The following is a 19,833-nucleotide window of genomic DNA, read 5'->3' as shown; positions in this document are numbered from 1 at the left end:
GTGGGTCTTCGTTGCGATCTGTGTCAGGTCGGGGGCGATGTTCGAATCGCTGCCGCTGATCGCCAACGATCCCCGCCTGCCGCTCGCCCTGGAGCGGGCGCGCCGTCACTCTCCCTTTCTGGCTCTATTGACCGATCGCGAGCCGGCGATCGCGGAGGCGGCGGCGTCCGGTCGGCTGGACCCGGCCTTGCTCGCCTACGACCCGGACCGGCCCGTCGCGCAGGCATTGCGGCGGCAGCGGCGGGCGCTGGCCTTGCAGGTGGCGCTCGGCGATCTGGCCGGCCTGTTCGACCTGACTTCGGTCACGGCCGCGCTGACCGATTTCGCGGATGCCGCGCTCGACCGGGCGATCCGTGCGGCGATCGCCGAACGCTATCCGGATGCCGAGCCGGTCGGCTTCGCCGCCATCGCCCTGGGCAAGCAGGGCAGCCGCGAGCTCAACTATTCCTCCGATATCGACCCGATCCTGATCTTCGACCCGGCGACGCTGCCCCGCCGCGCCCGTGAGGAGCCGGAAGAGGCGGCGGTGCGGATCGCGCGGCGTGCGGTGGAGCTGCTCCAGGCCCGCGACGGCGATGGCTATGTGCTGCGCGTCGATCTCCGGCTGCGGCCCTCGCCGGAGGTGACGCCGATCGCCATCCCGGTCGGCGGCGCGATCGCCTATTATGAGAGCCAGGCGCTGACCTGGGAGCGCGCCGCCTTCATCCGCGCCCGGGCGGCGGCGGGGGATGTGGCGCTGGGCCGGCGCTTCCTCGATTCGATCCGGCCGTTCGTCTGGCGGCGGACGCTCGACTTCGGCGCGGTCGGGGAGATTCGGGCGCTGTCGCACCGCATCCGGGATCATCATGCGCAGGGACAGGCCTTCGGTCCCGGCTATGACCTGAAGCGCGGCCGCGGCGGCATTCGCGAGATCGAGTTCTTCGCGCAGATCCATCAACTGATCCATGGCGGCCGCGACCCCGTACTCCGCGCGCCGGCGACGCGGGACGCGCTGACCGAACTGGCGATCGCCGGCTGGATCGAGGTGAGTGACGCCCAGGCGCTGGCCGAGGCCTATACGTTGCTCCGCACGATCGAGCACCGGGTCCAGATGATCGACGATCGGCAGACCCATCGCCTGCCCTCGGGCGAGGGCCTGGACGCGGTCGCACAGTTGCACGGGCTGGCGGATGGAGCCGCGCTGCTCGACCGGCTTCGTCCCTCGGTGCAGCGGGTCGGCCGGGTCTATGACGCGCTCGACGATGCCAAGCGTGCCGGCCTGTCGCGCGATCCGCAGGGATTGAGCGCGGCGCTGCCCGCGTACGGCTTCAGCGACGGCGCGGCGGCGGCGCAGCGCATCACGGCATGGCGGTCCGGTCTTTACCCGTCGCTGCGCAGCGCCGCGGCGCGCGACGCGCTGGAGGCAGTGCTGCCGACCCTGGTCGAGGCAATCGGCCATGCCCCCGATCCCAATGCGGCGCTCGGCAAGCTGGACGGTATGTTCGAACATATGTCGAGCGCCATCAACATCTTCCGACTGCTGGAGGCGCGGCCGGGGCTGGCCGACCTGCTCGCCCGCATCCTGGCCCATGCCGTGCCGCTGGCCGACGAACTGGCGCGCCGGCCAGCGCTGATCGACGGCCTGATCGACTCGTCCGCGCTGGACGAGGTCGGCGATGTCGCGGCCCTGGCCCAGGCGATGCGCGGCGGCGATGTCGGCGATTACCAGCAGCGGCTCGACCATGTCCGCCGCGTGGTCGGAGAGACCCGCTTCGCGCTTGGCGTACAGATCGTCGCGGGCGCGGCCGATCCGCTCGCGGTGGGCGCGGGCTATGCGCGCGTGGCCGAGGCGGCGGTCCAGGTCCTGGCCGAAGCGACCATCGCGGAGTTCGGCCGTGCGCATGGGGCGGTTCCGGACAGCGAGTTCGTGGTGCTGGCGCTCGGTCGTCTCGGCGGCGGCGTGCTGACCCATGCCTCCGACCTCGACCTGGTCTATCTGTTCACCGGCGATTTCCGGGCCGAATCCGATGGGCCCAAGCCGCTCGGCGCGACCCTCTATTACAATCGCCTGGCCAGCCGGATGACGGCGGCGCTGTCGGTGCCGACAGCGGCGGGGCCACTCTATCCGGTCGATACGCGCCTGCGGCCCTCGGGCGGGCAGGGGCCGCTGGCGGTGTCGCTCGACAGCTTCGCCCGGTACCAGCGCGAGGAAGCCTGGACCTGGGAGCATATGGCGCTGACCCGCGCGCGACCGGTGTTCGGTTCCCCTGCCGCCCGCGCCGCGACCCAGGCGATCATCGATGCCGTGCTGGCCGGGGATCGACCGACCCGCGACGTGGTCGACGAGGCCCGGTCGATGCGCGCGGAGATGGCACGGCACAAGCCGGCGGCGGGGCCGCTCGACGTCAAGCTGCTGCCGGGCGGGCTGGTCGACCTGGAATTCGCGCTCCATGCCCGCCAGTTGCTGCATCGTGACGGGTTCGACCCCAATCTGGGCCGCGCCGTGGAGCGGATGGTCGCGGCCAGCCTCGCGCCGGCGGACCTGCCGGCCGCCTATCGTCTGCTCGCCCGGCTGTTGATCACGATGCGACTGGTGGCGCCTGACGCGGCCGAGCCGGCGGAGGCGACTCGTGCGCTGATCGCCCGCGCGGTCGGCTGCGACGACTGGACGCACATGGTTGCGGAGCTGGCCGTCGCACGGCAGGAGGTCGCGACCTGGTGGGAGACGATCGCATGACCAAGATTCCGGCAGTGACGGTGGAGGGGCAGGACGGGCCGATCGCGCTCGGCCGGGTCGGCGTGCCGCTCGTCGTCTATTTCTATCCGAAGGACGATACGTCCGGCTGCACGCGTGAGGCGCAGGATTTCACCGCGCTGGCGGCGGACTTCGCCCAGGCGGGCGTCCGCGTGATCGGCGTGTCGAAGGACAGTCTGGCCGCTCATGGCAAGTTCACCGCCAAACATGGCTTGGCGGTGGAGCTGGCCAGCGATCCCGACGGTGTCGCCTGCGAGGCATTCGGCGTGTGGGGCGAGAAGAAGCTCTACGGCAGGACGTACATGGGCATCGAACGCGCGACCTTCCTGTACGACGCGGACGGCACGCTGGTGCGCGAATGGCGCAAGGTGAAGGTGCCCGGCCATGCCGAGGCGGTACTGGCAGCGGCGCGCGATCTGGCCGCTTCCGCATGACGACGATCGCCGCCGCCTGCCGCCAGGTGCTGGACGCGGCCGAACCGCGCGACAAGGTGCGGCTGGCACGCGCGGCGGCGCGGGCGTGGAAGCGCGGGGATTTGTTGGCGCGGTTCGACGTGGCGATGCCCGACCAGCCGGCGCGGCCCGCCCGGCCCGAACTGCTGCCGCCCAACCGGATGCCCAAGCGCGGGCGCGGCGGATCGGAGCGCGGGCGGATCGCGCTGCTCCACGCATTGGCCCATATTGAATTCTCCGCCATCGATCTGGCCTTCGACGCGGCGGGGCGGTTCGGCGCGCAGTTCCCGCGCACCTATGTCGACGACTGGCTGTCGGTCGGCGCGGACGAGGCGATGCATTTCGCCATTCTCGATCGCCGGCTGAAGGCGCTCGGCAGCCAGTACGGCGCGCTGCCGGCTCATGCCGGCCTGTGGGAGTCGGCGGCGGAAACGGCGCATGACCCGGCGGCGCGTCTGGCGGTGGTGCCGATGGTGCTGGAGGCGCGCGGCCTGGACGTGACGCCGGAAACGGTCGCCCGGTTCGAGGCGGCGGGGGACATGGCCTCGGCGCGAATCCTCCATCGCATCTATACCGACGAGATTCGCCATGTCGGATTCGGGGCGAAATGGTTCGGCTATCTCTGTGCGAATGCCGGCATTCCGCCCGCGCCGGAGTGGCAGAGGCTGGTAGGCAGATTTTTCCGCGGTGTGATTAAGCCTCCGTTCAACGACTCGGCGCGCCAGTCTGCCGGTCTGACGCGGGACTTCTACGGGCCTATTGCCGCGCGCTGATGCATCGGGTCACAAGGCGGGCGTTCGGCGAGCGGTGGGGCTGCAAGTCGTTCAGGTGTTCCGAGCCGGTTCGCGGGATGACGCGGACACGGCGCTTCGCATTGGGGTTCGATGACCAATTCGCTTCTGTCGGCCGCCGTCCTTCGCGCCGGCGCCCGCCGTTCGATGATGATCGCCACGCTGCTCGGCCTCGCCGCTACCGGCACCGCCCATGCCGCCGAAGCGCCCGCCGCGCCTCCGGCTCCGCCCTCGGGGGGCACCTTCATCCCCGCCGCCAGTGCCGAGGCGCTGGCCGACCTCAAGGCGGATGCGCAGTTCAAGTCGCTGTTCCAGACCTGGAAGAAGCTGGACCAGGGTGGCAACGGCGTCATCGCCATTCCCTCGGTCCAGCCGGTCACCAGCCTGAAGTTCACCAGCAATTTCGGCATTCGCAGCGACCCGTTCCGGGGCACCGCCGCGATGCATGCCGGCGTCGACATTCCGGGGCCCACCGGCACGCCGATCTACGCCACCGCCGACGGCATCGTCGACCATGCCGACCGCCTGGGCGGCTATGGCAACATGGTCGAGATCAACCATGGCAAGGGCATCGCCACCCGTTACGGCCATTTGTCCAAGATCATCGTCCAGAATGGCGCCCGCGTTCACCGTGGCCAGCTGATCGCGCTGATGGGCTCGACGGGCCGCTCGACCGGCCCGCACCTCCATTACGAGGTCCGCATCGATGGCCATGCGGTCAACCCGATCCCGTTCCTGACCACCGCCGACTATCTGCTCGCCTCGCAATCGGCGACCGTGCACCAGATCCCGGTGTCGACCGAGGGTCCGGCCGCGCAGGACTGAGCGACGCTCGATCGTCCTGCCCCGTCCGGGGCAATGTCGCGAAACCCAACTGATCGATCCCGCTATCGTCGGTGTGGAACGTAGGGATCGGGAGCGTCTCTCCGCCGAGCGGATCCAGGATGTGGCCCGGCAGCCTACCGCTGGTGATCCCGCCCGGATTCGAACCGGGGGCCTTCCGCTTAGGAGGCGGACGCTCTATCCTGCTGAGCTACGGGATCCGTGCCGGACATGGCTGGGATTAAGCATGCGCGGGGGTGAAATCAACCGGCTTGGAACGTTCGAGGCCCTACTCGTTACTCCTGCGGAACAGAAGTGATGCTCATGCCGTTTCAATGCCGGGCCGGCGGAGGCATGAGGATATTGGTGGACGGGCAGGTCACAGCGAAATTCCTTCTGGGTCGACGTCGCGACCAGATGGACAGCGACGACATCGCGGTACTCGAACGCTCGGCCAGCGCCATTCGCGACCTGCCGACCCGGCGGACGCTCGTCCGTGCGGGAGAGCCGGTGGCGGAAAGCACATTGCTGCTGGAGGGCATATTGTGCCGATACATGGACGACCGCGCCGGGCATCGACAGCTGGTCGCCATTCACGTTCCCGGCGACTTTGTTGACCTGCACGGCTTCCCGATGGGTCGGCTGGACCATGACATCGCGACGATCGGCCCGGCCAAGGTGGCGATCTGGAAACATGGCGTGCTGGAGGACATCCTCGCGCCCCGGCCGAAGCTGCAACGAATGCTGTGGTTCTCGACCCTGCTCGACGCGGCGATGCATCGCGAATGGATCTTCCGGCTGGGTCGATTGGGCGCGGACGGCCGAATCGCCCATCTGATCTGCGAGCTGGAGGAGCGACTGGCCATGGTCGGGCTGAGCAGCGGCGGCACCTATAGCCTGCCGCTCATCCAGGCGGACTTGGCGGAGGCGAGCGGGCTGACCAACGTCCATGTCAATCGCGTGCTGCGATCGTTGCGCGAACAGGAACTGATGCTGTTTCGTGACGGCACGGTGACCATCCTCGATCGTCCCCGGCTGCGCGCGCTGGGCGAGTTCGAGCCCGGCTATCTCTATGGCAATCATCCGGAAAAGGTGGCCGAGGCGCTGGCGAGAACAGCATAAGAGGCTTTCGCCCCGCCGTTCGTCGCCTATGCTGGTGCTTCCGTGATCCGGGAGTATCAGACCGATAATGCGTAGCTTTCTGACGGTGGCCGGTGCCGCCACCCTGCTGGCCTCTTCCGCCCTGGCCCAGGGGCCGGCGGCTCCGACCGCCAATGCCGCCGCCAATCCGCTGCTGGCCGACTGGACCGGTCCCTATGGCGGGGTGCCGCCCTGGGACAAGGTGAAGCCCGAGCTGTTCCCCGCCGCGTTCACCGCCGCGCTGGCCGAGCGCCGCGCCGACTATCGCCGCATCGCCGACGATCCGGCGGCACCGACCTTCGCCAACACCTTCGTGCCGATGCAGCTCGCCGGACAGCGGTTGGGCCGGGTAATGACGTTGTTCGGCGTGATGACCGGCAATATGAACACGCCCGCCTATCAGGCGCTGGACCGCGAATGGTCGCCCAGGCTGGCCGCGGCGTCCGACGAGATCACCTTCGATCCCAAGCTGTTCGCCCGGATCGAGACGATCTGGAAGGCGCGGGCGACCAGCGGCCTGACCGCCCAGCAGCAGCGGCTGGTGACCCGCACCTACGACAGCTTCGTCCGCCAGGGCGCAAAGCTGAACGCGGCGCAGAAGGCGGAACTGTCCGCCTTCAACCAGAATCTCGCGATCAACTTCTCCGAATTCTCGCAGCGTCTGCTCGCCGACGAGGGGACGGCGACGATCGTCACCGACGAGGCGCGGCTCGCCGGCCTGCCCGACAGCGTCAAGGCGGTGGCCCGGGCGGCGGCGCAGGAGCGTGGTCAACAGGGCTGGGCGATCGTCAATACCCGCTCGGCCGTCGATCCGGTGCTGACCTTCGCACAGGACCGCGCCTTGCGCGAACAGGTGTGGCGCGCCTTTGTCAAGCGCGGCGACAATGGCGACGTCAACGACACCAAGGCGACGATCGCGCGCATCGTCCGGCTCCGCGCCAACCGCGCGCACCTGCTCGGCTTCAAGACCCATGCCGACTGGCGGATGCAGGACACGATGGCCAAGACGCCGGCCGCCGCCATGGCGCTGATGATGCGCGTCTGGCCCTATGCCAAGGCGCGCGTCGCCGAGGAGGTCCGCGACATGCAGGCGATCGCGGACAAGGAGGGCGCGAAGATCCGCATCGAACCCTGGGACTATCGCTTCTATCAGGAGAAGGTGCGCAAGGCGCGCTACGACCTCGATCAGGCGCAATTGAAGCCCTATTTCGAACTCAACAACATCATCCAGGGTTCGCTCTACGCGGCCAACCGGCTGTATGGGCTGGAGTTCAAGGAGATTACCGGCACCGTGCCGGTGTTCGAGCCCAACATGCGCGTCTGGCACGTCACGCGGAACGGGCAGGAGGTCGGCCTGTTCTACCGCGACGATTTCGCGCGGACCGGCAAGCGGTCGGGCGCCTGGGCCAATACCTATCGCGGGCAGCGCGGCCTGCCGCCGGCGCAGATGGTGCTGTCGTCCAACAACAACAACTTCGCCAAGGGCGCGCCCGGCGAGCCGATCCTGATCAGCCTGGACGATGCGCAGACGCTGTTCCACGAATTCGGCCATGCCATCCATGCGATGCTGCAGAATGTCTATTATCCCGGCTTGGCCGGCACGCCCCGCGACTTCGTGGAATATCCCAGCCAGGTGAACGAGCATTGGCTGCTGACCCGCGACGTGCTCGACAAATATGCCCGCCATTACCAGACCAAGCAGCCGATGCCGCAGGCGCTGCTCGACAAGATCGAGGCGTCGAAGACCTTCAACCAGGGCTTCGCCACGACCGAATATCTGTCCTCGGCGATCGTCGACATGAAGCTGCACACGCTGCCCGACGGAATCGTCGATCCCGCCGCCTTCGAGGCGGCGACGCTGAAGGAGATCGGGATGCCGGCGCAGTTGGTGATGCGGCACCGCCTGCCGCAGTTCAATCACCTCTTCTCGTCCGACGCCTATTCGGCGGGCTATTACAGCTATCTGTGGTCGGAGACGATGGACGCGGACACCTTCGCCGCGTTCGAGGAGGCGGGCAGTCCGTGGGACAAGGCGACGGCGGACCGTTTCGCGCGCATCCTGCTGTCGACCGGCAACGAAACCGACCGGGCCGAGGCGTATCGCGCCTTCCGGGGCCGAGACCCGGACATCAAGGCGCTGCTGGCGAAGCGGGGCTTCCAGGCCAAGTGATGTGTCGGCTCCTCTTCCATATGGGAGAGGAGCCGCTCGGTCCTTAGCGGGAGGGGGAGGCCGAACACACCGCATAGCCGAAGGCGGGCAGTGTCATGGTCAGGCTGCCCGGCGCGGCGGCGGTCGCCGGACAGGTGCCGGCAAGCGTCGTGAAACGCTCTGATTTCGCTTCCACCTGCACCGCCTGGGTGATGGGCGTGGCGGCGGTGTTGAAGGCGATCACCACCTCACGCCCGTCCGTGGGATCGAAGCGCGAGACGGCGAACAGGCCGGGGCCATCGCCGCGCTGGCGCGTCACCTGGCGGCCGCGGGTCAAGGCCGGCGTGGCGGTGCGCAGGCGGGCGAGGCTGGCGATCGTCCGATAGAGCGGATGGTCGGGTTGGAAATTGTCCTGAGCCGTGGTGCGGGTCGTGCCGACCAGACGGTTGTCGTTATAGCTGACGACGCGGCTGGCGAAGAGATCCTCGCGCGCGTCCTGGTCGTTGCCGTCGCCGGCGAAACCCTGCTCGTCGCCCGAATAGAGCGTCGGCACGCCGCGCAGCGTCAGCAGCATGGCATGGGCCAGTGCGACGCGCTTCAGCACCTCCGCGTCCGGGGCATCGGGATTGCCCAGCCGCACCCAGCGGGCGAAGCGGCCCTGGTCGTGATTGCCGAGGAAGGTCGGCAGAATATCGGCGGTCGCCTCGCCCTGGGCGTAGAGCACGTCGCCTTCGAACAGGTCGGCCATGACGCTGGTCGGCTTGTTCTCCGCCACCACCTGCATCACCGCATTCTGGAAGGCGAAGTCGAGCACCGCCGGATAGCCGGCGATCTTCGTCCAGCGCGCCAGATAGCCCGGCTCCATCCCCGCCGTCACCTCGCCGAAGATGTGGAAATGGGGGATGCCGCGCGCGGCGGCACGCGCCTGCATCGCCGGAACGAATGCGCGCCAGAATTCCGGATTCACGTGCTTGGCGGTGTCGATGCGGAAGCCGTCGACGCCGAACCGGTCGATCCAGCCGCCATAGATGTCGATCATCCCGGCGATGACGCGCGGGTTCTCGGTCATCAGATCGTCCAGCCCGGAAAAGTCGCCGGTCTGCGAGCTTTCGTTGCGGAACAGCGTGTCGCCGCGATTGTGATAGTAGATCGGGTCGTTGAGCCAGGCCGGCACCTTCACCTGTCGCTCGGCGGCGGGGACATAGGGGGTATAGGCATAGGTCGGATCGGTCAGCCGCGCGAAATTCCCCGCCGTCTGCACATCGTCGCCCAGAAAGCCGGGATTGATCGCCTCGCCGGTCAGGCCGCCCTTGCGTCGATAGGGATAGGTGGCGCGGTCGCGATACGGGCAGGGCCTGCCTTCGCCGCATTCCCGGTACTGGATCACATCGGCGGTATGGTTGGCGATGATGTCCATATAGACCTTCATCCCGCGAGCATGCGCCGCATCGACCAGCGCGCGGAAATCGGCATCGGTGCCGAAATGCGGATCGACCCGGGTGAAGTCGGTGATCCAATAGCCGTGATAGCCGGCGGACTCCTGCCCCTTGCCACCCTGAACCGGCTTGTTCTTGAAGATCGGCCCGACCCAGAGCGCGGTCGCGCCCAGGCCCTGGATGTAGTCAAGCCGGCGGATCAGCCCCTTCAAGTCGCCGCCATGGTAGAAGCCCTTGGCGCTCGGGTCGAAGCCGGTCGCCAGCCGATCGCCGGTCAGACCGCCGCGATCATTGGCGGTGTCGCCATTGTCGAACCGGTCGGGCAGGACGAAATAGATCACCTCGTCCTGCGGCGGGCGCTGGCGATAGTCCTGCGCGGCGGCGGGGACGGCCCAGCTTGCGAGGGTGGCGACGGCGGCGAGCAGGGCGGTCTTCATGCGGTTCGGCTTTCGGTCGGGGGCGGGGCGGCGCAATGGCGCGCGACGAATTCGGCATGGTCGGGCAGACGGGCGGCCACCGCTTCGGCATGGCGGGCGGCGATCGCGACCAGCGCCTCGCGCTCGGCCGGGGGCAGGGCGGCGACCAGGGGCGCATGGTCCAGCGGCACGATGCCCTGGCCGATGAGGATCTGGAGCCAGCCGACCTCGGCGAACAGTTCGTCGCCCTGGCGGAGGATGCGGCCGGACTCGCGGAACAGGTCGATCCGCTCCGCCAGGCTGTCGGGGATCGGTGCCGCGCGCCGCTCGCACCAGAAAGGTTCGTCGCGCGCGTTGGCATGGTAATGGAGGATCAGCGCGTCGCGGATCGCCAGCCACTCCGCCTCGCTGCGCCGGTTGAAGGCGGCGATGCCGGCGGGGGCTAAGCGGCGGTCGGGCCAGAATTCCAGCAACCGCGCGATGCCCGACTGGACCAGATGGATGCTGGTCGATTCGAGCGGCTCCATGAAACCGGCGGCCAGCCCCAGGCTGACGCAATTGCCGATCCAGGGCCGGCGGCGGCGACCGGTGGTGAAGCGCAAGGGCCGGGGGTCGGCCAGCGGCGGGCCGTCCAGATGCCCGACCAGCAGCTCCGCCGCCGCATCGTCGGACAGGTGGCTGGAGGCATAGACCAGCCCGTTGCCGGTGCGATGCTGGAGCGGGATGCGCCATTGCCAACCCGCCGCACGCGCGGTGGCGCAGGTGAAGGGATGGAGCGGCCTGGTCCGCCCGGTCGGCACCGCCAGCGCGCGGTCGCAGGGCAGGTGCGCCGACCAGTCGTCGAAGCCGCTGGCCAGCGTCTCCTCGATCAACAGGCCGCGAAAGCCGGAGCAGTCGATGAACAGGTCGCCCGCGACCCGGCGCTCACCCTCCAGCCGGACGGCGGCGACATGGCCGGTGTGGCCATCGCGCTCAACGCCGACGATGCGTCCCTCGATGCGCTCCACGCCACGCGCCTCGGCATAGTGGTGCAGATAGGCGGCATAGAGGCCCGCATCGAAATGATAGGCCCAGGCAAGGCCGCTCGGCAGGTCGGGGCGGCCGGGATCGGGGGCGAACCGGTCGGCCGCCGCCGCACGGGCGCTCGCCGAACAGTCCCACAGGTCGGTCGTGCCGCCGGCCTGACGATGCGCCAGCCAGTAATGGTGGAAGGGCAACAGCCCCGCGCCGCGACCGATCGTGCCGAAGGCGTGGATGTAGCGGCTGTCCGGCCCGGACCAGCCGTCGAAGCGGATGCCGAGCTTGAAACTGCCGCCGGTCGCGCGGACGAACGCGTCTTCGTCGATCCCCAGCGACTGGTTGAACAGGCGAAGCTGCGGGATGGTCGCCTCGCCGACGCCGACCGTGCCAATCGCGTCGGACTCGATCAGCCGGATCGCGGTGCCCGGCGGCAGGAATCGCGAAAGCGCCGCCGCCGCCATCCAGCCGGCACTGCCGCCACCGACGATGACGACGCTGCGGATGGCGGCGGCGGTCATGGCCTGTCCCGTCCGGTGACCGCCCGAGGGGTATGTCGGGCGGTCGCCATGGATCAGAACTTCATCGTGAAGCCGGCGAGATAGCGGCGGCCATAACGCTGATAGTCGATGATCTGCAGGTCCTGGCCCGGGTTCTGCGTCACGAACGGCGTGTTGGTCAGGTTCTGCCCCTGGAGATAGACGGACAGGCCCTGGAGAAAGCCGTTGCTGAAGTCATAGCCGATCTGGCCATCGACGATCAGCTCGCCGCGCGCATTGCGGTTGACCCGGTTGGCGGCCAGGCCCGACACCTCGCCGATGAAGCTCGACCGGTAGCGGACCGAGCCGCGCGCCGAGAAGCCCCATTTCTCGAAATAGGCGGTGCCGTTCGCCACCCAGCGCGAATAGCCGGGCAGGTCGGCGGCGGTCGCGCCCGGATAGGCCACGATCTCCGACTTGGTATAGGAGCCGCCGCCGGTCACGCCGAAGCCGTTGAGGAAGCCGACCACCTCGCCCAGCGGCAGCGTGCCCGCCAGCTCGACGCCGTAGAGCTGCCCGCCCTTGACGTTATAGGGCTGGGTGATGACGCCGATCGGCGAGACATAGTTGGGGGCGTTGGGATTGGTGGTCTGGAACCCGCCGCTCGCGCTCAGCGGCAGGCCGGTATAGTCATAGACCTGGTCCTGGAGATTGCGGTCGACGACATAGTTGATCAGCTTCTTGTAGAAGAACTGCGCCGCCAGATAGCCCTTGTTGCCGAAATACTTCTCGAACGTCAGGTCGGCGGCATTGGCGCGGAACGGGCGGAGGAAGGGGTTGCCGCTGCTGCCCGCGATGATCCCGCGGGTCTGGTCGACGCCATAGGACAGGCCGAGGCGCATCGAGTCCATGCGCGGGCGCATCACCTGCCGCGCCAGCGCGGCGCGGATGACGAAGTCGTTGGCGGTGCGCAGCGACAGGTTGAGCGACGGCATCACGTCCCAATAGTCCGCGCCCTGCCGGATCGGCACGATGCCGGTATTGGTCGGATCGATATAATAGCCGCTGGTATGCTGCGAGGTGTTGACCGCCTGCACGCCGATATTGCCGGTCAGCTGCGCGCTGCCGATGTCCTGCCGGATATTGGTCTGCAGGTACATCGTCATCAGGTCTTCGCTGATCGAATAGGCCTTGGCGCGGACGTCGTTGTTCGCGTTGTTCGACACCAGCCGATAGACGCCGCCGTCGAGCAGGTCATAGGGATTGTAGCTGATCACCGGCCCCAGCCCCAGATAGGTCTGGTCGCTGGGCGTCTTCAGATACTGGCTGGGCACCGGCTCGATCACATTGCCGCTGGCGAGCTGGACCAGGGCCTCGTTCGGGGTCAGCGACTTGTCGTGGTTGGTGTAGTTCACGCCCGCCTGGACGCTGGAGAAGAAGCTGTCCTCGATCTCCTTCTCCACCTCGGCGCGATATTGCCAGATGCGGTCGGATACGGCGCGGTCGTTGAAATAGCCGGCCTGGACGTTCGATCCGCCCCAGCCGAGCGGGTCGGTGAGCTGGATCAGGTTGGGGTCGGAATAGTTGAGCGTCGGGCTGAACACCGTGCCCTTGGTCGAGGAGACGAATCCGATCGTGTCGGTCGCGCCCAATGCGCGGCCATAGCCGGTCCCGGAATAGGTCTCGAAGATCGTCTCGTTGCGCTTGGTCTTGGAATAGCTGAGGTCGAAGGTCGCGTTCCAGCCGTCATCGCCCTTATACTGGTTGTTCCAGCCAAAGGCGTAGAGCTTGGCGTCGCGATCCTCGCGATTGTTGCGGATCACGCCCTGCACATTAGTGAAGGTGCCCGACACATAGGTGCCGTTGGCGATCTGGCCAGTGGCGGGATTGAAGCGCGCGCCGGTGTTCGCCGGATCGGTGACGCCCAGGCCGTTCTGCCCGTCGAAGCCGAGCGGCAGTTCGATGCCGCGCTTGATCGCGTGATCCTGGAAGTCGGAATAGAAGCCGTCGATGGTCGTGGTGAAATTCTCGACCGGGCGGAATTCCACCGTACCGGTCAGGCCCAGGCGGCGCAGCCTGTTGGACGTGATGTACGACTTCGACCCGCCGATCAGCGCGGCGTTGCTGGGGCCGGCGGCACCATAGCCCCAGGCGTTGAACTCCTGCGTCTGGTACGGTTCGTCGGTATAGCTGGCGGCCAGCGCGACACCCAGCCGCTTGTCGAGGAACTGGTCCACATAGGTGCCGTTGACGCGGTAGCCATATTGCTTGGAATCGGCGTTGAGCTTGCCGATGTCCGCATCGACGCCGCGCGCGCCGATCGAGATGACGCGCCGGCCGAATTCCAGCGGACGGATGGTGCGCAGGTCTACCGTGCCCGACAGGCCCTGGCCGATCACCGAGGCGGTGCCGGTCTTGTAGACGACGACCTGGTTCACGACCTCGGCCGGATACTGGTCATATTCCACCGCGCGATTGTCGCCGGTCGAGGTCTGCTCGCGGCCGTTGAGCAGGGTGGTCGAGAAATCGGGCGCGAAGCCGCGGATCGAGATCGAGTTGGAGCGGCCCTGGATGCGCTGCGAAGTCAGGCCGGGCAGACGCGCGATCGACTCCGCGATCGAGGCGTCGGGCAGCTTGCCGATATCCTCGGCCGAGACGGACTCAACGATCTGGTCGCGGTTCTTCTTCTCGGCGACGGCATTTTCCAGGCTGCGGCGGAAACCGGTGACGACGATGTCGGCCTGTTCGGGCGAGGCGCCCGCATCGGTCGCGGCGGCGCCAGCGGCCTGGGCGACCGCCTCGTTGGTCGCGGGGGTAATGTCGCCGGTCTGGGCGGCGTTGGCGGCCTTGCGATCCTCGGCGCCGCCGGCCTCATTGGGATTGGCGGCGGTGGAGGAACTGGCGGCAGGATCGGGCACCTTGCTGCCGGCGGACACCTGCGCCGCGTCGGGCAGGCTGGTCTGCGCCATCGCGCCGGTGGTGCCGATCAGCAACAGGCCTGCGCCCAGCGCCGCGCCGCTCACCGACAGCTTCAGGATCGTGCGCGCCGACGCTGTCGGCGCACGGTGGGAACCGTACATGGAATCTCTCCCCAAAAGCCCCGTTTGCGTCTGACGCGCCGTGGGCCGGATTTCTGTTTCCGTAATGAAATCAATTGCGCGCTTCGCCAATCGATCGACATACGTATTCAAATCGTGAACAAATCGATTGTGGCTTTCCGGTGACAATGATCCTGGCCGCACCACTGCCGTTGACGCTGGCGCGTGATTGGAGTTTGTCGTTTCCGGGCATCCGCCATGATGGCGTGGCCGATGCGGGAGAGGGAAGGCACGTGGCGGGGCAGCGCAAGGCGACTTCGTTCGATATCGCCCATCTCGCCGGCGTGTCGCAGCCGACCGTGTCGCGCGCGCTACGCGGCAGCCCGACCGTCAGCCCGGCGACGCGCCAGCGGATCGAGGCGATCGCCAAGCAGCTCAACTATACGGTCGACCGCGCCGCCTCCGGCCTGCGCTCGGGCCATTCGCGGACGCTGGCGCTGCTGCTGTTCCGCGATCCCAGTCCCGACGACACGCTGATCAACCCCTTCTTCCTGGCGATGCTGGGATCGATGATGAGCAGCTGCGCCGAGGCCGGCTACGACCTGCTCGTCTCCTTCCAGCAGCCCTCGTCCAACTGGCAGGCCGATTACGAGCAGAGCCACCGCGCCGACGGGCTGATCCTGCTCGGCTATGGCGATTATGCCGACTATCGTCAGCGGTTGGTCGATATGGTCGAACGCGGCACGCATTTCGTCCGCTGGGGCCATGTCCAGGCGGGGCAGCCGGGGCTGACGATCGGGTGCGACAATGTCGCGGGCGGTCGGTCGGCGGCCGAGCATCTGGTCGCGCAGGGCCGTCGCCGCATCGCCTTCCTGGGCGACGCCACCGATCATTATCCCGAGTTCCACGATCGCTATCTGGGCTATGTCGCGGCGCTGGAGGCGGCGGGCCTGCCGATCGATCCGCGCCTGCAGGTGCCGGCGATCTCGACCGAGGAGGCGGGGACGCGCGCGGCGGAGGATCTGCTCGACCGGGGTGATCCGTTCGACGCGATCGTCGCCGCCAGCGACCTGATCGCGCTGGCGGCGATGCGGGTGTTCGTCAATGTCGGGCTGCGCGTGCCGGAGGATGTCGCCATCGTCGGCTTCGACGATATCCCCGCCGCCAGCCTGGCCAATCCCCCGCTGACGACGGTGGTGCAGGATGCCGGCGCGGCGGGGCGTCGCCTGATCGACACGCTGCTCGCGCGCATTCGCGGCGAGCCGACGCAAAGCGTGGTCCTTCCCACCCGTTTGGTGGTACGCCGCTCCTCGGTCTGACCCGCGACAGGCCCGGAAACAACGACATGCGGGCGAGAGAGGATTGCGGATGAGGGACAAGCCCCGCCAGGGTTTCGCCGGTTTGTGGAACATCTCCTTCGGCTTCTTCGGCATCCAGATCGGCTTCGCGCTTCAGAACGCCAATATGAGCCGCATCTTCCAGTCGCTGGGCGAGCGGCTGGACGACCTCGCCATCCTGTGGATCGCCGCGCCGCTGACCGGGCTGCTGGTGCAGCCGGTGATCGGCTATTTCTCCGACCGGACCTGGGGACGGTTCGGGCGGCGGCGGCCCTATTTCTTCGCGGGCGCGGTGCTGGCGACGCTGGCGCTGGTCGGGATGCCCAATGCGCCGGGTCTGCTGGCGGCGGCGATGCTGCTGTGGATGCTCGACGCCTCGCTCAACATCGCGATGGAGCCGTTCCGTGCGTTCGTGGGCGACATGCTGCGCAAGGACCAGCATACCGCCGGCTATGCGCTCCAGACCGCGTTCATCGGCGCGGGCGCGGTGATCGGATCGGCCACGCCCTTCCTGCTCGACCGGATCGGCATCGCCAATGTGGCGAGCGGCGGCGGCGTGCCGGATACGGTGCGCTATTCCTTCTATCTCGGCGGCGCGGTGCTGTTCGCGGCCGTGGCCTGGACCGTGGTGACGACGCGCGAATACAGCCCGGCCGAACTGGCGGCGTTCGACGGGCTGGCCGTCGAGCCGCATGATCCGCCGCCGGTGCCGCCCGCCTCGACGCTGGGCGGCCTGGCCTGGATCGGCGCGGGCGCGGGGATCGCCCTGTTCGTGCTGCTGCTCGGGCTCGAAAAGGAGCTGGCGCTGCTCGGCGTGCTGGTCGCGCTCTACGGCATCGCGCGGCTGGCGGCGGGATGGCTGCACGCGCGGGGGCGGAGCGACAATGTCCTGACCCATATCGTCGGCGACTTCGCGGGGATGCCGCCGATCATGAAGCGGCTGGCGCTGACCCAGTTCTTCACCTGGTCGGCGTTGTTCATCATGTGGATCTACACGACGCCGGTGGTCGCCCAATATGCCTTCGGCTCGGCGGACCCGGCGAGCGCGGCCTATAATGCCGGCGGCAACTGGGTCGGCATCCTGTTCGCCATGTACAATCTGGTCGCCGCGCTGACCGCCGCCTTCCTGCTCCAGCCGATGGCGCGCCGCTTCGGCAAGGTGCGGACCCATGCCGGCGCGCTGGTGATCGGGGCGATCGGCTTCCTGTCCTTCTTCGTGCTTCGCGACCCCTATACGCTGCTGCTGGCGGAGGTGGCGATCGGCATCGCCTGGGCGTCGATCCTGGCCATGCCCTATGCCATCCTGGCGTCCAGCCTGCCGCAGCGGAAGCTGGGCATCTATATGGGCCTGTTCAACATCTTCATCGTCGTACCGCAATTGCTGGTGGCGACGGTGATGGGCACGATCGTCCGCCATGTCTTCCCGACCGAGCCGATCTGGACCATGGCCTTCGCCGCCGCGGTGATGCTGCTTGCGGCGCTGTCGATGCTGCGCGTGCGCGAAGGGGAGGGCGTCAGCGCGGCAGGGTGATGGTCGCGACCAGCCCGCCGCGCGGCCGGTTGGCGAGCGTCACCTCGCCGCCCGCCTCGTTGACGATAGCGCGGGCCAGCGCCAGTCCCAAGCCGATGCCGCCCGTGTCGCGGTTGCGCGAATGCTCCAGCCGGGTGAAGGCATCGAAGACATCGTCCAGCCGCTCCTCCGGGATGCCCGGCCCGTGATCCTCGACCAGGATGGCGACCTGCGGGCCCAGATGGGCGATCCGCACCGTCGCCGATACGCCGTATTTCACCGCATTCTCGATCAGGTTGCGCACCGCCCGGCGCATCAGCGACGGCCGCAGCTTCAGCGTGATCCGCTCTCCCTCTATATAGTCGACCGGCGCGCCGAGATCGCGGAAATCCTCCACCACCGCATCGACCAGCGCCCCCAGATCGACCTCGACGCGCGGTTCGGACGGGCGGCCGAGCCGGGCGAGCGACAATATGTCGTCCAGCGTCCGGTTCATCTCGGCGACGGTGTCCGCCATGCGCTGGCGATCGACCTCGTCCTCGACCGACTCGATCCGCACGCGCAGCGCCGCCAGCGGCGTGCGCAGGTCATGGCCGATCGCGCCCAGCATCCGGTCCTTCTCGTCCAGCATCGCCGACACGCGCAGGCTGAGCCGCTGGAAGGCGGTGATCAGCCCCGCGACATCCTCCGGCCCCTCCGCCGACAGCGGCACCGGCTCGGCGCCGGGCCGGAACTGTTCGGCCGCGCGGGTCAGGTCGCGCAACGGGCGCAGCATCCGCCGCACCGCCCACAGCACCGGCAACAGCACGACGATGTAGAGGATCAGCGTCTGGCTGACGAGCGCCCAGAAGATGCGCTTCTCCGGCCGGGGCCAGGGCGCGACGATGGTCAGCCAGCCGCGGCCCGGCTGCTCGACCGCGATCAGCAGCGTCTCGAAGCTGGGCGGATCGCGGAACCGCTCGGCCCGGCCGCCGCGCGGCATTTCGGGATCGCCGACCCGCAGGCCGGTATCGATCCGCCCGACCCGAATGCCCAGTTCGGCGAGCTGCCGGCGCAACTCGCTCGCAACCTCGGGATGGTGTTCCGCCGAACTGGCGGCGATCGGATCGGCGGCCACGCGGCGCACCCGGCCGCGATCGGGGGCGAGCGCGCGCTTGCCCTGCACCTCGCGATCGAGCGCATCGGCGATCCGCACCGCCACCGGCCGGGTCGCCTGCTCCAGCCGGAACTGCGCCCGGTCGCGCAGCACCAGGCCGAAGTTGATCGCCTGCGCGACGAACAGCGCCAGCGCGATCAGCAACGCCATCTGCCCGGCGAAGCGACGCGGCCACATCCGCGTCAAAGCCGCGTGACCTCCGCCGCCAGCGTATAGCCGCCGCCCCAGACCGTCTTGATGATCTCGGGCGCCTTGGGGTCGGCCTCGATCTTCTTGCGCAACCGGCTGATCTGATTGTCGATCGCCCGGTCGAAGGCGGCGGCCTCGCGCCCCTGGGTCAGGTCGAGCAACTGGTCGCGGGTCAGCACCTGGCGCGGTCGCGCGACCAGGGCCTGGAGCAGGTTGAACTCGCCGCTCGACAGCGCGACCGAGACGCCGTCGCGGTCGACCAGCGCCCGTTCGCCCGCGCGCAGCACCCAGCCGGCAAAGGCATAGGAGCCGCCGTCCGGCGCATGATGGCGCGCCCCGCCGCCGCGCAATCGCCGCAGCACCACCTTGACCCGCGTCGCCAGCTCGCGGGGCGAGAAGGGCTTCACGACATAATCGTCCGCCCCCATCTCCAGCCCGACGATCCGGTCCGTCTCCTCCGCCTTGGCGGTCAGCAGGATGACCGGCACGTCGCTGGTCGCGGCGATATGGCGGCAGAGCGACAGCCCGTCCTCGCCCGGCATCATGATGTCGACGATCGCCAGGTCGATCGCATAGGCGGCCAGCCGCGTGCGCGCCGAGGCCGCATCGCCGACCTGGGTGACGCGAAACCCCTGGCGGACCAGATATTGGGCCAGCGGTTCGCGGATCGAGCGCTCGTCATCGACCAGCAGCAGGTGCGGCACATCTCCCATCGGCTGGGCTTCTAGCATGGCGGGCGGCGCGGGGAAGGGGGCCGGCGTCAGCGATCGACCGATGCGGGCGGCATAGCCGCCTCGGTCGGCGGCAGGTCGCGCTTCCACGCACGCCGCGCCTCGCGCATATGGGCGATCTCGGTCTTGTCGAGCCGGCCGTCGTGATCGCCATCCATCCGGTCGAACCGCGCGGCGGCGCGGGCGCGGAACTGGTCGAGCGTCATCACCTGATCCTCGCCATGACGGCGGGGCGGACCGCGCCGGCCGAGCCCGCGCGGATCGCGCGCCTGCGCGACATAGGCGCGGCGCTCGTCGGCGGTGACCCTGCCGTCATGATCGGCGTCCATTCTCGCGAATTCCAGGTCGGCGGCGGTCAGCGCCTCCCGACGGGTGACGATGCCGTCGCCATCCGCATTGGCGCGCATCATCTGCTGGACGGGTGGCGGCGGGGGCG

At 68.5% G+C, this 19,833-nt stretch carries 13 protein-coding genes, 1 tRNA gene and 1 pseudogene; 8 read left to right on the top strand and 7 right to left on the bottom strand.

From position 1 onward, the window contains the following. Positions 1-37: 37 nt before the first annotated feature. The 4 genes and pseudogenes from BRX43_RS05665 to BRX43_RS05650 all read left to right on the top strand — a co-directional run. Positions 38-2,716, top strand: a complete 2,679-nt coding sequence (locus tag BRX43_RS05665) for a bifunctional [glutamine synthetase] adenylyltransferase/[glutamine synthetase]-adenylyl-L-tyrosine phosphorylase (protein WP_125993892.1) — start codon at positions 38-40, stop codon at positions 2,714-2,716. Next, the gene (locus tag BRX43_RS05660) at positions 2,713-3,168 is read left to right on the top strand and encodes a peroxiredoxin (RefSeq protein WP_125993891.1); all 456 of its coding nucleotides are present in this window, start codon (positions 2,713-2,715) and stop codon (positions 3,166-3,168) included. Before BRX43_RS05665 ends, BRX43_RS05660 begins: the two co-directional genes overlap by 4 nt. Next, the gene (locus BRX43_RS05655; protein WP_125993890.1) at positions 3,165-3,959 is read left to right on the top strand and encodes a ferritin-like domain-containing protein; all 795 of its coding nucleotides are present in this window, start codon (positions 3,165-3,167) and stop codon (positions 3,957-3,959) included. The genes BRX43_RS05660 and BRX43_RS05655 overlap by 4 nt, the downstream gene beginning before the upstream one ends. A gap of 273 nt (positions 3,960-4,232) precedes the next feature. Beyond that, a pseudogene (locus BRX43_RS05650) lies at positions 4,233-4,802 on the top strand (M23 family metallopeptidase); the annotation flags it as partial. Between the two features lie 141 nt (positions 4,803-4,943). On the opposite strand, the gene BRX43_RS05645 reads toward BRX43_RS05650, so the two are convergent. Continuing rightward, a tRNA-Arg gene (locus tag BRX43_RS05645) sits at positions 4,944-5,020 on the bottom strand. Positions 5,021-5,216: 196 nt separating this feature from the next. Here BRX43_RS05645 and BRX43_RS05640 point away from each other — a divergent pair. Together BRX43_RS05640 and BRX43_RS05635 are read left to right on the top strand one after the other, a co-directional pair. Beyond that, a complete protein-coding gene (locus BRX43_RS05640) occupies positions 5,217-5,921 on the top strand; it encodes a Crp/Fnr family transcriptional regulator (protein WP_241214794.1) in 705 nt (234 codons plus the stop codon). A 67-nt stretch (positions 5,922-5,988) separates the two neighbouring features. Continuing rightward, entirely contained in the window at positions 5,989-8,109 is a 2,121-nt protein-coding gene (locus BRX43_RS05635; RefSeq protein WP_125993887.1) for a M3 family metallopeptidase, read from the top strand. A 43-nt stretch (positions 8,110-8,152) separates the two neighbouring features. On the opposite strand, the gene BRX43_RS05630 is transcribed toward BRX43_RS05635, so the two are convergent. The 3 genes from BRX43_RS05630 to BRX43_RS05620 are packed head-to-tail and all read right to left on the bottom strand — an operon-like array spanning position 8,153 to position 14,516. Next, positions 8,153-9,961, bottom strand: a complete 1,809-nt coding sequence (locus tag BRX43_RS05630; protein WP_125993886.1) for an alpha-amylase family glycosyl hydrolase — start codon at positions 9,959-9,961, stop codon at positions 8,153-8,155. Beyond that, positions 9,958-11,478: a tryptophan halogenase family protein gene (locus tag BRX43_RS05625; protein WP_125993885.1), complete on the bottom strand. Its 1,521-nt coding sequence runs from the start codon at positions 11,476-11,478 to the stop codon at positions 9,958-9,960. The genes BRX43_RS05630 and BRX43_RS05625 overlap by 4 nt, the downstream gene beginning before the upstream one ends. 53 nt (positions 11,479-11,531) lie before the next feature. Continuing rightward, a complete protein-coding gene (locus BRX43_RS05620; protein ID WP_125993884.1) occupies positions 11,532-14,516 on the bottom strand; it encodes a TonB-dependent receptor in 2,985 nt (994 codons plus the stop codon). 251 nt (positions 14,517-14,767) lie between these two features. Here BRX43_RS05620 and BRX43_RS05615 point away from each other — a divergent pair, with 251 nt between their 5' ends. Then, on the top strand, positions 14,768-15,793 hold the full coding sequence (locus BRX43_RS05615) for a LacI family DNA-binding transcriptional regulator (protein ID WP_125994002.1): 1,026 nt from the start codon (positions 14,768-14,770) through the stop codon (positions 15,791-15,793). Between the two features lie 49 nt (positions 15,794-15,842). Continuing rightward, the gene (locus tag BRX43_RS05610) at positions 15,843-17,342 is read left to right on the top strand and encodes an MFS transporter (RefSeq protein WP_125993883.1); all 1,500 of its coding nucleotides are present in this window, start codon (positions 15,843-15,845) and stop codon (positions 17,340-17,342) included. Here BRX43_RS05610 and BRX43_RS05605 read toward each other — a convergent pair. The 3 genes from BRX43_RS05605 to BRX43_RS05595 form a co-directional block, all read right to left on the bottom strand. Continuing rightward, positions 17,326-18,654 (bottom strand): HAMP domain-containing sensor histidine kinase, encoded by a 1,329-nt coding sequence (locus BRX43_RS05605; RefSeq protein WP_241214808.1) that lies wholly within the window; start codon positions 18,652-18,654, stop codon positions 17,326-17,328. The genes BRX43_RS05610 and BRX43_RS05605 overlap by 17 nt on opposite strands. A 5-nt stretch (positions 18,655-18,659) precedes the next feature. Next, positions 18,660-19,379: a response regulator gene (locus tag BRX43_RS05600; protein WP_125994000.1), complete on the bottom strand. Its 720-nt coding sequence runs from the start codon at positions 19,377-19,379 to the stop codon at positions 18,660-18,662. Between the two features lie 47 nt (positions 19,380-19,426). Continuing rightward, a partial coding sequence (locus BRX43_RS05595; protein WP_125993882.1) for a hypothetical protein occupies positions 19,427-19,833 on the bottom strand: 407 nt, incomplete at its 5' end.

This window comes from Sphingomonas sp. S-NIH.Pt15_0812 (assembly GCF_003951315.1).
Classification (GTDB): Bacteria; Pseudomonadota; Alphaproteobacteria; order Sphingomonadales; family Sphingomonadaceae; genus Sphingomonas.
This window is presented reverse-complemented; position numbering and strand designations above follow the sequence as displayed.

Bases quoted from the DNA above. Each gene is read 5' to 3' on its own strand.
- BRX43_RS05605 (WP_241214808.1), bottom strand. From the start codon at position 18,654: ATGTGGCCGCGTCGCTTCGCCGGGCAGATGGCGTTGCTGATCGCGCTG.
- BRX43_RS05610 (WP_125993883.1), top strand. From the start codon at position 15,843: ATGAGGGACAAGCCCCGCCAGGGTTTCGCCGGTTTGTGGAACATCTCC.
- BRX43_RS05660 (WP_125993891.1), top strand. From the start codon at position 2,713: ATGACCAAGATTCCGGCAGTGACGGTGGAGGGGCAGGACGGGCCGATC.
- BRX43_RS05640 (WP_241214794.1), top strand. From the start codon at position 5,217: ATGGACAGCGACGACATCGCGGTACTCGAACGCTCGGCCAGCGCCATT.
- BRX43_RS05625 (WP_125993885.1), bottom strand. From the start codon at position 11,478: ATGACCGCCGCCGCCATCCGCAGCGTCGTCATCGTCGGTGGCGGCAGT.
- BRX43_RS05630 (WP_125993886.1), bottom strand. From the start codon at position 9,961: ATGAAGACCGCCCTGCTCGCCGCCGTCGCCACCCTCGCAAGCTGGGCC.
- BRX43_RS05665 (WP_125993892.1), top strand. From the start codon at position 38: ATGTTCGAATCGCTGCCGCTGATCGCCAACGATCCCCGCCTGCCGCTC.
- BRX43_RS05655 (WP_125993890.1), top strand. From the start codon at position 3,165: ATGACGACGATCGCCGCCGCCTGCCGCCAGGTGCTGGACGCGGCCGAA.
- BRX43_RS05600 (WP_125994000.1), bottom strand. From the start codon at position 19,379: ATGGGAGATGTGCCGCACCTGCTGCTGGTCGATGACGAGCGCTCGATC.
- BRX43_RS05635 (WP_125993887.1), top strand. From the start codon at position 5,989: ATGCGTAGCTTTCTGACGGTGGCCGGTGCCGCCACCCTGCTGGCCTCT.
- BRX43_RS05620 (WP_125993884.1), bottom strand. From the start codon at position 14,516: ATGTACGGTTCCCACCGTGCGCCGACAGCGTCGGCGCGCACGATCCTG.